Source organism: Candidatus Erwinia dacicola, from assembly GCF_001756855.1.
Lineage (GTDB): Bacteria > Pseudomonadota > Gammaproteobacteria > Enterobacterales > Enterobacteriaceae > Erwinia > Erwinia dacicola.
On sequence record NZ_MAYS01000070.1, the window covers coordinates 1 to 8,423 of the forward strand.

An 8,423-nucleotide genomic window follows, 5' to 3' on the forward strand; every position below is an offset into this window, starting at 1 on the left:
CGGCGGTCTGACGCCCAACGAATCTGAGCGGCTGTACTACTTACAGTCTAATGCTGTGGCCAGTATTAGTTGACCACTACAGTTGAGCATAAACTCGGTGAGCTCACGTAAAAAATCCTCACCGCCAAGTTGCGCCAGAGTGTTGCTGAATGTCATGCTGTGGTCAACCATCAGTTTGTTCCTTTTAAGATAATTGTCTGATTAACCATTACCTGACCGGATAAGCCAATGGCGCTTACCATCCTGCCAAAATGTGCTAATTGCGGCGATCCTGCTGGCCTGGCACCATAAGATGATTCGCAATTGGTTCCGATAAGCGAACCGCGAATATTGTGTCCCATCCCACAGTTGCTACACTCAACCGCGCCTTTTCTCAGCGGCGGGGTTGATCATCTTCGCTGATACGACCAGCATTTAGCTGCTAATTGCGTTGATATCGTTATAATGCCCGACTTTGAAGGGTTGCTAGAACCAAATTTTATCTGAAAAGGTGACAAATCGGCTTTGGCGATGTATTTTGTGCGATGCCTCAGTTATCGCAGGAGATAGCAGCAAGATGACGGATAAGTTTCATATACTGCTCTTAAACGGCCCCAACCTTAATTTGCTGGGAAGCCGTGAGCCTGAGAAGTATGGTCATACAACGCTAGCCTATATTGTCAGCGATCTGACTGCACAGGCAGGCAAACTCAACGTGACTCTGAGCCATCTCCAGTCCAATGCGGAACATGCGTTAATTGATCGTATTCATGAAGCGAAAGGCAATGTCGATTATATCGTCATTAACCCGGCGGCATTCACTCATACCAGCGTGGCACTGCGTGATGCGCTGCTGGCGGTGAGTATTCCGTTTATCGAAGTTCACCTGTCCAATGTGTATGCTCGTGAGCCCTTTCGCCATCATTCGTATCTTTCTGATATTTGTGCCGGCGTGATCTGTGGACTTGGCGTCGACGGTTATTCTTGGGCTTTACAGACGGCAGTTAAACGCCTGTCACCATCTAATTAAACAGAGTACAGAACCACACTCATGGATATTCGTAAGATTAAAAAACTGATCGAACTGGTTGAAGAATCAGGCATAGCTGAACTGGAAATCTCTGAAGGTGAAGAGTCAGTTCGCATCAGCCGTTCACCAGCAAACGTCGGTTATCCGATGATGCAGCAGCCAGCTCTGGCTACCGCCGTGGCTACAGCGACCTCTCTAGCAATGGAAGCGCCAGCAAGCGTTGAGATCAGTGGTCATATCGTGCGTTCCCCAATGGTCGGTACTTTCTACCGCACCCCAAGTCCTGACGCGAAAGCGTTTGTGGAAATCGGTCAGAAAGTTAACGCCGGTGACACCCTGTGCATCGTTGAAGCGATGAAAATGATGAACCAGATCGAAGCCGATAAATCCGGCATTGTGAAAGCGGTTCTGGTCGAAAGCGGTCAGCCTGTTGAGTTTGACGAGCCACTGGTAGTCATCGAATAACGAGGCGAACCATGCTGGATAAAATTGTAATTTCTAACCGTGGTGAAATCGCGCTGCGTATTCTGCGTGCCTGTAAGGAGCTGGGCATCAAGACCGTTGCTGTCCACTCCACGGCCGATCGCGACCTGAAGCACGTGCTGCTGGCGGATGAAACCGTCTGTATCGGCCCGGCTCCATCGGTTAAAAGCTATTTGAATATCCCGGCGCTGATCTCCGCGGCGGAAATTACCGGTGCCGTGGCTATCCACCCCGGCTACGGCTTCCTGTCTGAGAATGCCGACTTTGCTGAGCAGGTTGAGCGCTCTGGTTTTATCTTCATCGGCCCGAAAGCTGACACGATCCGCCTGATGGGCGACAAAGTGTCGGCGATCACCGCGATGAAAAAATCCGGTGTACCGACCGTACCTGGCTCTGACGGTCCGCTAACCGAAGATATGGATAAAAACCGTGCCTTCGCGAAACGTATCGGCTACCCGGTCATCATCAAAGCCTCCGGCGGCGGCGGCGGTCGTGGTATGCGCGTCGTGTGCAGCGACAAAGATCTGGAACAATCCATCAACATGACGAAAGCGGAAGCCAAAGCGGCTTTCAACAACGACATGGTGTACATGGAGAAGTACCTAGAAAACCCTCGCCACGCCGAAATTCAGGTATTGGCAGATGGTCAGGGCAACGCGATCTATCTGGCAGAACGTGACTGCTCCATGCAACGCCGTCACCAGAAAGTCGTGGAAGAGGCGCCAGCACTAGGAATCACCGAAGAGATGCGTCGCTATATCGGCGAGCGTTGCTCGAAAGCCTGCGTGGAGATCGGCTATCGCGGTGCAGGTACCTTCGAGTTTCTGTATGAAAACGGCGAGTTCTACTTCATTGAGATGAACACCCGTATTCAGGTTGAGCATCCGGTTACCGAGATGATCACCGGCGTTGACCTGATCAAAGAGCAGCTGCGCATTGCTGCCGGTCAGCCGCTGTCGATCAAACAAGAAGAGGTGATCATCCGTGGTCATGCGGTGGAATGCCGTATTAACGCTGAAGATCCTAACACCTTCCTGCCAAGCCCTGGCAAGATCACCCGCTTCCATGCACCGGGTGGCTTTGGCGTGCGCTGGGAATCTCATATCTACGCCGGCTATACCGTGCCGCCGTACTATGATTCCATGATCGGCAAACTGATCACTTTCGGTGAGAACCGCGATGTGGCGATTTCACGCATGAAAAATGCGCTGGCTGAGCTGATCATCGACGGGATCAAAACCAATATCGAACTGCAGATGAAAATCATGTCAGACGAGAACTTCCAGCACGGTGGGACGAACATCCACTACCTAGAGAAAAAACTCGGCCTGCAAGATTAAGTAATCAAGAGCGGGGCATGCCTGCCCCCTACGGAATCAGGTATCGTAGGGGGCGGGCATGCCCGAACGCATACATCGCCAGAGATTCGATGTGTAAAGGGGGCGATTATTCGGCCCCTTCTTATTGGGAAAGAAACGCATGGAAAAACGTTTTGTACAGGCCCACCGTGAAGCTCGCTGGTCTTTCTGGCTGGCGGTGGCTTACCTTGCCTGCTGGGCGCTGTCAGCTTGGCTGCCGGGCAACGCGCAGGGGATAACCGGTCTGCCGCACTGGTTCGAAATGGCCTGTCTACTGATACCCGGCCTGTTTATCTTTCTCTGCTGGCTGATGGTACGCGTCGTCTTCCGCGACATTCCTCTGGAGGACGATAAGCATGAAGTTTGAAATTATTCTGCCTCTGATTGGCTATCTGCTGCTGGTCGCCACTTTATCAGTTTTTGCCATGCGCCAGCGCCGCGCCGGCAGCTTCCTGAGCGAGTATTTCCTTGGCAGCCGCTCAATGGGCGGCTTTGTACTAGCAATGACGCTGACAACCACCTATATCAGTGCCAGTTCATTTATCGGCGGTCCGGGAGCAGCCTATAAATACGGGCTGGGCTGGGTGCTGCTGTCGATGGTGCAGGTACCTGCCGTCTGGCTATCGCTCGGCGTGTTGGGCAAGAAATTTGCGATTCTGGCGCGCCGCTACAATGCAGTAACCTTCAACGATATGCTGTATGCGCGCTATCGCAGCCCGCTGCTGGTGTGGCTGGCAAGCCTGAGCCTGCTGGTCGCCTTTATTGGCGCGATGACCGTGCAGTTCATCGGCGGGGCACGCCTGCTGGAAACCGTGGTCGGGATCCCCTACGACAAGGGCCTGCTGATTTTTGGCAGTACCATTGCGCTCTATACCGCCCTTGGCGGCTTCCGCGCCAGCTTGCTGAATGATGCGATGCAGGGCGTGGTGATGCTGATTGGCACTTTCCTGTTACTGTTTGCGGTGATCCATGCCGCAGGCGGGATGCACAGCGCCGTCAGCACGCTGCAGAAAATTGATCCGCAGCTGGTCTCTTCATCTGGCGTCGGCGGCATTTTGACGCCCACCTTCCTTGCCTCGTTTTCGATGCTGGTCTGCTTTGGGGTGATTGGCCTGCCGCATACGGCGGTGCGATGCATCTCTTATAAAGACAGCAAGGCTATGCATCTGGCGATCCTGCTCGGCACCGTGGTGGTCGCCGTGGTGATGCTGGGTATGCACCTAGCGGGCGCACTGGGACGCGCGGTGCTGCCTGATCTAGCGATCCCCGATCAGGTGATCCCGACGCTGATGATCCAGGTGTTGCCGCCGCTGGCTGCCGGCGTTTTCCTTGCGGCACCAATGGCGGCGATCATGTCCACCATCAATGCCCAGCTGCTACAATCATCGGCGACGATCGTCAAAGATCTGTTTTTACGCGTGCGCCCGCAGCACCTAGATAACGAACCGCTGCTGAAACGTCTCTCTTCCGCGATCACGCTGGTGCTGGGCATGCTGCTGCTGCTAGCGGCATGGAACCCGCCGGATATGATCATCTGGATTAATTTGCTGGCCTTTGGCGGCTTGGAGGTGGTGTTCCTCTGGCCCCTGGTGCTGGGCCTCTACTGGAAGCGCGCTAACGCTGCTGGCGCACTGAGCAGTATGATCGCCGGTGCCGGCTGCTATACCCTGCTTGCCAGCCTGAATCTGCAACCGTGGGGCTTCCACCCTATCGTGCCAGCGCTGCTGCTTAGCCTGCTGGCGTTTGTTATTGGCAACCGTATTGTCTGAATAAAGAGAATCGCTATGCCTTGGATACAAATGAAAATTAACAGCACCGGTGCCCAAGCTGAAGAGTTGAGCGACGTGCTGATCGAGAACGGGGCCGTTTCGGTCACCTTCCAGGATACGCATGATAATCCGGTGTTTGAACCGCTGCCGGGCAAAACGCGCCTGTGGGGCGATACCGATGTGATTGGCCTGTTTGATGCCGAAACGGAGATGGAAGATGTCATCGCCGGGCTGGAGCAGTGCCCGCTGTTAGGCGCAGCTTTCCCACATAAGATTGAGCAGATCGAGGATAAAGACTGGGAACGTAAGTGGATGGATAACTTCCACCCGATGCGTTTCGGCGAGCGCCTGTGGATCTGCCCGAGCTGGCGCGATGTGCCGGACCCGCAGGCGGTGAACGTGATGCTCGACCCGGGCCTAGCATTTGGCACTGGCACCCATCCAACCACCGCGCTGTGCCTTGCTTGGCTTGACGGCCTCGACTTGGTGGGCAAAACGGTGATCGATTTCGGCTGTGGCTCCGGCATTCTAGCGATTGCCGCGCTGAAGCTGGGTGCCGCCGCCGCTATCGGCATTGATATCGATCCGCAGGCGATTCAGGCCAGCCGTGATAACGCCGAGCGTAACGGCGTATCAGGACGTCTGTCACTCTATTTGCCACACCAGCAGCCGGAGAACCTCAGTGCCGATGTGGTGGTGGTAAACATCCTTGCCAGCCCGCTGCGCGAGCTGGCACCGCTGATTAGCGTACTGCCGATCGGAGGGGGTCATCTTGGTCTTTCCGGCGTGCTGGCCAGTCAGGCCGAAAGCGTGTGCGAAGCTTATGCTGATACCTTTGTTTTCGACCCGGTAGCCGAGAAAGAAGAGTGGTGTCGCATTACCGGGATCCGTCAATAAAACAACCACCTAGCGCAGATTATGAGCTGCGCCAGCGCGTTACATACGTCAGATGTCCCGAATAACAGGCAAACTGACGTGAATTATGTTGTTATCTAGGTCACAAAAAAAGAAAAATCTTTATACACAATCTCGTCAATTTTTTTAATTCATTGTTTTATAAATTGATTAAAAAAATAAGCCGTGTAGGTAAGGCTTACCTGCCCCGGACAACAGCGAATTGTTCAAAGTTTGGTCTTTCATCTTCCTGAAAAAATGCGTAATATACGCCGCTTTGCGGATACACTATGGTCTATGGTCACTTTTTTTAATGCACATAGGAAATCACCGGCTTCGTAATCGTTTGATTGCAGCCCCGATGGCCGGGATAACAGACAGGCCATTCAGGACCCTTTGCTATTCAATGGGCGCTGGGATGACTGTTTCCGAGATGATGTCGTCTAATCCTGAAGTCTGGAACAGCGATAAGTCACGGTTGCGTATGGTTCACAGTGACGAACTTGGTATTCGTACCGTGCAAATTGCCGGTTGTGACCCGGAAGAGATGGCGGCAGCCGCGCGTATCAATGCAGCATCGGGTGCACAGGTCATCGACATCAACATGGGGTGTCCGGCCAAAAAAGTGAATCGTAAGATGGCAGGTTCGGCACTGCTGCTGCATCCTGAGCTGGTGAAGTCTATCCTCTCAGCGGTGGATAATGCCGTCGACGTACCGGTAACCTTAAAGATTCGCACTGGCTGGGATAGAGACAACCGCAACTGCGTAGAGATTGCCCAATTGGCTGAGCGTTGTGGTATTCAGGCCCTGACAATTCACGGACGCACACGCGCGTGTTTGTTCAACGGCGAAGCTGAGTACGACAGCATTCGGGCAGTTAAGCAGAACGTATCCATTCCGGTTATCGCGAATGGAGACATTACTGACCCGCATAAAGCCAGAGCCGTACTTGACTATACGGGGGCTGATGCCCTGATGATAGGACGGGCGGCTCAGGGAAGACCGTGGATCTTCCGGGAAATCCAGCACTATCTGGACACTGGGGAGCTGCTGGCACCGATGCCACTGGCTGAAATGAAGCGCTTGCTCATCGGGCACTTACGGGAACTGCACGACTTTTATGGTCATCGCAAGGGATGCCGTATTGCCCGGAAGCACGTCTCTTGGTATCTGCAGGAGCACGCCCCAAACGACCAGTTTTGGCGCACATTCAACGCCATAGAGGATGCCAGCGAACAGCTGGAGGCGTTGGAGGCATACTTCGAAAATCTTGCGTAATTAGAAATAAAGAGCTGACAGAACTATGTTCGAACAACGCGTAAATTCTGACGTACTGACCGTATCTACCGTAAATTCACAGGATCAGGTGACCCAAAAGCCACTTCGTGATTCGGTCAAACAGGCACTGAAGAACTATTTTGCTCAACTGAATGGTCAAGATATAAGTGATCTGTATGAGCTAGTATTGGCTGAAGTAGAGCAGCCTCTGTTGGACATGGTGATGCAATATACCCGTGGCAACCAGACCCGTGCAGCCCTTATGATGGGCATCAACCGCGGTACACTGCGTAAGAAACTGAAAAAATACGGCATGAACTAATAGTCTCTGGCTATCATGTTGTTTCTAAAAGCGTTTTACCTAATGGTATTACGCTTCTTATTTTTGTTTATACAAATGTTTATACATCGCGAAGTGAACAATTAAAAAAGCACCAGAACAGAGGTACCATTTAACAGAGGTTCAAGCTGATATCATTCGACAAGCAAATGCAGTTCTTTCTGCATATTCTCTGAGAAGTAGCTAGGATGTTTCACAATGACACGGCCACCTGAAGCTACCTTATCAGCCCACTCTGCCATTTTTTTTGTGAATCCTGAATCCCAATCATTCTGAGCACTATGACTCCGAATATCATTAGCATTAGATTATCAATTTGTCAGCATCCTGATATCTTAACAGCGTTTACATGGCACTGGCTTGCGCCATGTAAACGTTGAAGAAGAAGATCGTGCCCTGTCTTCGCTGTGCCGCTGGCTGGCTATGGCTTTCGATACCGTAGTACGGATTCTGTGCCAGTCGCAACCGTCCAGCTCGTACCCGTCCTGTTTCTGTTTCATCGCTGCGGTCAGCTGTTCAGCAGTGTCGTTATGCTTCATGGGATACTTCAAATACCTAGGAAGGTGGCAAGGCGTTGTTTGTGCGCCTCGGACATGTCAAAGCTGAAATCTTCATTCTCGTTCTGCTAGGTGCCGAACGCCATCAGCCCTGCGATAGCAGGGTTGATGGCGTTTGAGGATTTTTTCTTGTTGGGTTTGATGTTGGCGTTAGCGTCACTTTCCATTACGACATTACCAATCGCCTAGGCCAGCACCGGGTCAGGTATCACTATCGACAGACAGCATTACAGGTAATGGTGAAGATTCGACTGTTGCCAGAAGGCGACGTGATATGCGGCCTTCATCCTGCCAGAGCCGTAGCCATTTAAAGATAACGTTATCGGTCGAGTCCGTCAAGGTGGTGTAAATTCAGATCCAGCCTTCCGGTCCGGTAATATGTCTGTTAAGCGCTGAGTGGCAGCGCCTCGATCACATCGTTTTCAGCGGTCTGCTCTATCTCCGCCATGCTGTGCTGCGGCAGGTAGCGGTTCTGCAACAGCCATTCTTCGTTCTGCTCCGTCAGCACCGCACCCAGAAGCCGGGTTATGCTCTCTTCGTTGGGAAAAATACCCACCACGTCGGAACGCCGCTTCACCTCTTTATTCAGGCGCTCCAGCGTGTTCGTGGAGTGGATTTTCACCCGGTGCGCTCCCGGGAACCCGAAGTACGCCAGCCCCTCCGCCTCCGCTTCGTCCATCATCTCTGTGACTGCCGGGAAGTTCTTTTCCAGCTGGGCCGCGACCTCGCGCCAG

The 8,423-nt window shown here is 52.8% G+C and carries 10 protein-coding genes and 2 pseudogenes; 8 read left to right on the plus strand and 4 right to left on the minus strand.

Annotation, left to right across the window (positions count from 1 at the left end; all coding sequences use genetic code 11):
- Positions 1-556: 556 nt before the first annotated feature.
- From aroQ to fis, 8 genes are all read left to right on the plus strand, one after another.
- Positions 557-1,009 carry a type II 3-dehydroquinate dehydratase gene (gene aroQ / locus BBW68_RS01895; RefSeq protein WP_070133773.1) on the plus strand — a complete coding sequence of 151 codons (453 nt, stop codon included), beginning with the start codon at positions 557-559 and terminating at the stop codon, positions 1,007-1,009.
- 21 nt (positions 1,010-1,030) lie between these two features.
- Positions 1,031-1,474 carry an acetyl-CoA carboxylase biotin carboxyl carrier protein gene (accB, locus tag BBW68_RS01900; RefSeq protein WP_070133774.1) on the plus strand — a complete coding sequence of 148 codons (444 nt, stop codon included), beginning with the start codon at positions 1,031-1,033 and terminating at the stop codon, positions 1,472-1,474.
- An 11-nt stretch (positions 1,475-1,485) separates the two neighbouring features.
- Positions 1,486-2,832, plus strand: a complete 1,347-nt coding sequence (accC, locus tag BBW68_RS01905; RefSeq protein ID WP_070133775.1) for an acetyl-CoA carboxylase biotin carboxylase subunit — start codon at positions 1,486-1,488, stop codon at positions 2,830-2,832.
- 139 nt (positions 2,833-2,971) lie between these two features.
- A complete protein-coding gene (locus tag BBW68_RS01910) occupies positions 2,972-3,217 on the plus strand; it encodes a YhdT family protein (protein WP_070133776.1) in 246 nt (81 codons plus the stop codon).
- Positions 3,207-4,619, plus strand: coding sequence for a sodium/pantothenate symporter (gene panF, locus BBW68_RS01915; protein ID WP_070133777.1), 1,413 nt, complete (start codon positions 3,207-3,209; stop codon positions 4,617-4,619). Before BBW68_RS01910 ends, panF begins: the two co-directional genes overlap by 11 nt.
- Positions 4,620-4,634: 15 nt before the next feature.
- The gene (gene prmA, locus BBW68_RS01920) at positions 4,635-5,516 is read left to right on the plus strand and encodes a 50S ribosomal protein L11 methyltransferase (RefSeq protein ID WP_070133778.1); all 882 of its coding nucleotides are present in this window, start codon (positions 4,635-4,637) and stop codon (positions 5,514-5,516) included.
- Positions 5,517-5,826: 310 nt separating this feature from the next.
- Positions 5,827-6,792 (plus strand): tRNA dihydrouridine synthase DusB, encoded by a 966-nt coding sequence (dusB, locus tag BBW68_RS01925; RefSeq protein WP_070133780.1) that lies wholly within the window; start codon positions 5,827-5,829, stop codon positions 6,790-6,792.
- A 25-nt stretch (positions 6,793-6,817) separates the two neighbouring features.
- Positions 6,818-7,114 carry a DNA-binding transcriptional regulator Fis gene (fis, locus tag BBW68_RS01930; RefSeq protein WP_070133779.1) on the plus strand — a complete coding sequence of 99 codons (297 nt, stop codon included), beginning with the start codon at positions 6,818-6,820 and terminating at the stop codon, positions 7,112-7,114.
- Between the two features lie 152 nt (positions 7,115-7,266).
- Here fis and BBW68_RS20455 read toward each other — a convergent pair whose 3' ends face one another.
- The 4 genes and pseudogenes from BBW68_RS20455 to BBW68_RS01935 form a co-directional block, all read right to left on the minus strand.
- Positions 7,267-7,425, minus strand: coding sequence for a DUF1889 family protein (locus tag BBW68_RS20455; protein WP_148127498.1), 159 nt, complete (start codon positions 7,423-7,425; stop codon positions 7,267-7,269).
- Between the two features lie 254 nt (positions 7,426-7,679).
- Positions 7,680-7,892: pseudogene (locus BBW68_RS15430) on the minus strand (terminase TerL endonuclease subunit); the annotation flags it as partial.
- Between the two features lie 10 nt (positions 7,893-7,902).
- Positions 7,903-8,013 (minus strand): annotated as a pseudogene (locus BBW68_RS20460) (IS66-like element accessory protein TnpA); the annotation flags it as partial.
- 61 nt (positions 8,014-8,074) lie between these two features.
- Positions 8,075-8,423: transposase (locus tag BBW68_RS01935; protein WP_186821244.1), on the minus strand; the 349-nt coding region annotated here is incomplete at its 5' end.

Bases quoted from the DNA above. Each gene is read 5' to 3' on its own strand.
- dusB (WP_070133780.1), top strand. From the start codon at position 5,827: ATGCACATAGGAAATCACCGGCTTCGTAATCGTTTGATTGCAGCCCCG.
- accB (WP_070133774.1), top strand. From the start codon at position 1,031: ATGGATATTCGTAAGATTAAAAAACTGATCGAACTGGTTGAAGAATCA.
- BBW68_RS01910 (WP_070133776.1), top strand. From the start codon at position 2,972: ATGGAAAAACGTTTTGTACAGGCCCACCGTGAAGCTCGCTGGTCTTTC.
- aroQ (WP_070133773.1), top strand. From the start codon at position 557: ATGACGGATAAGTTTCATATACTGCTCTTAAACGGCCCCAACCTTAAT.
- prmA (WP_070133778.1), top strand. From the start codon at position 4,635: ATGCCTTGGATACAAATGAAAATTAACAGCACCGGTGCCCAAGCTGAA.
- panF (WP_070133777.1), top strand. From the start codon at position 3,207: ATGAAGTTTGAAATTATTCTGCCTCTGATTGGCTATCTGCTGCTGGTC.
- fis (WP_070133779.1), top strand. From the start codon at position 6,818: ATGTTCGAACAACGCGTAAATTCTGACGTACTGACCGTATCTACCGTA.
- accC (WP_070133775.1), top strand. From the start codon at position 1,486: ATGCTGGATAAAATTGTAATTTCTAACCGTGGTGAAATCGCGCTGCGT.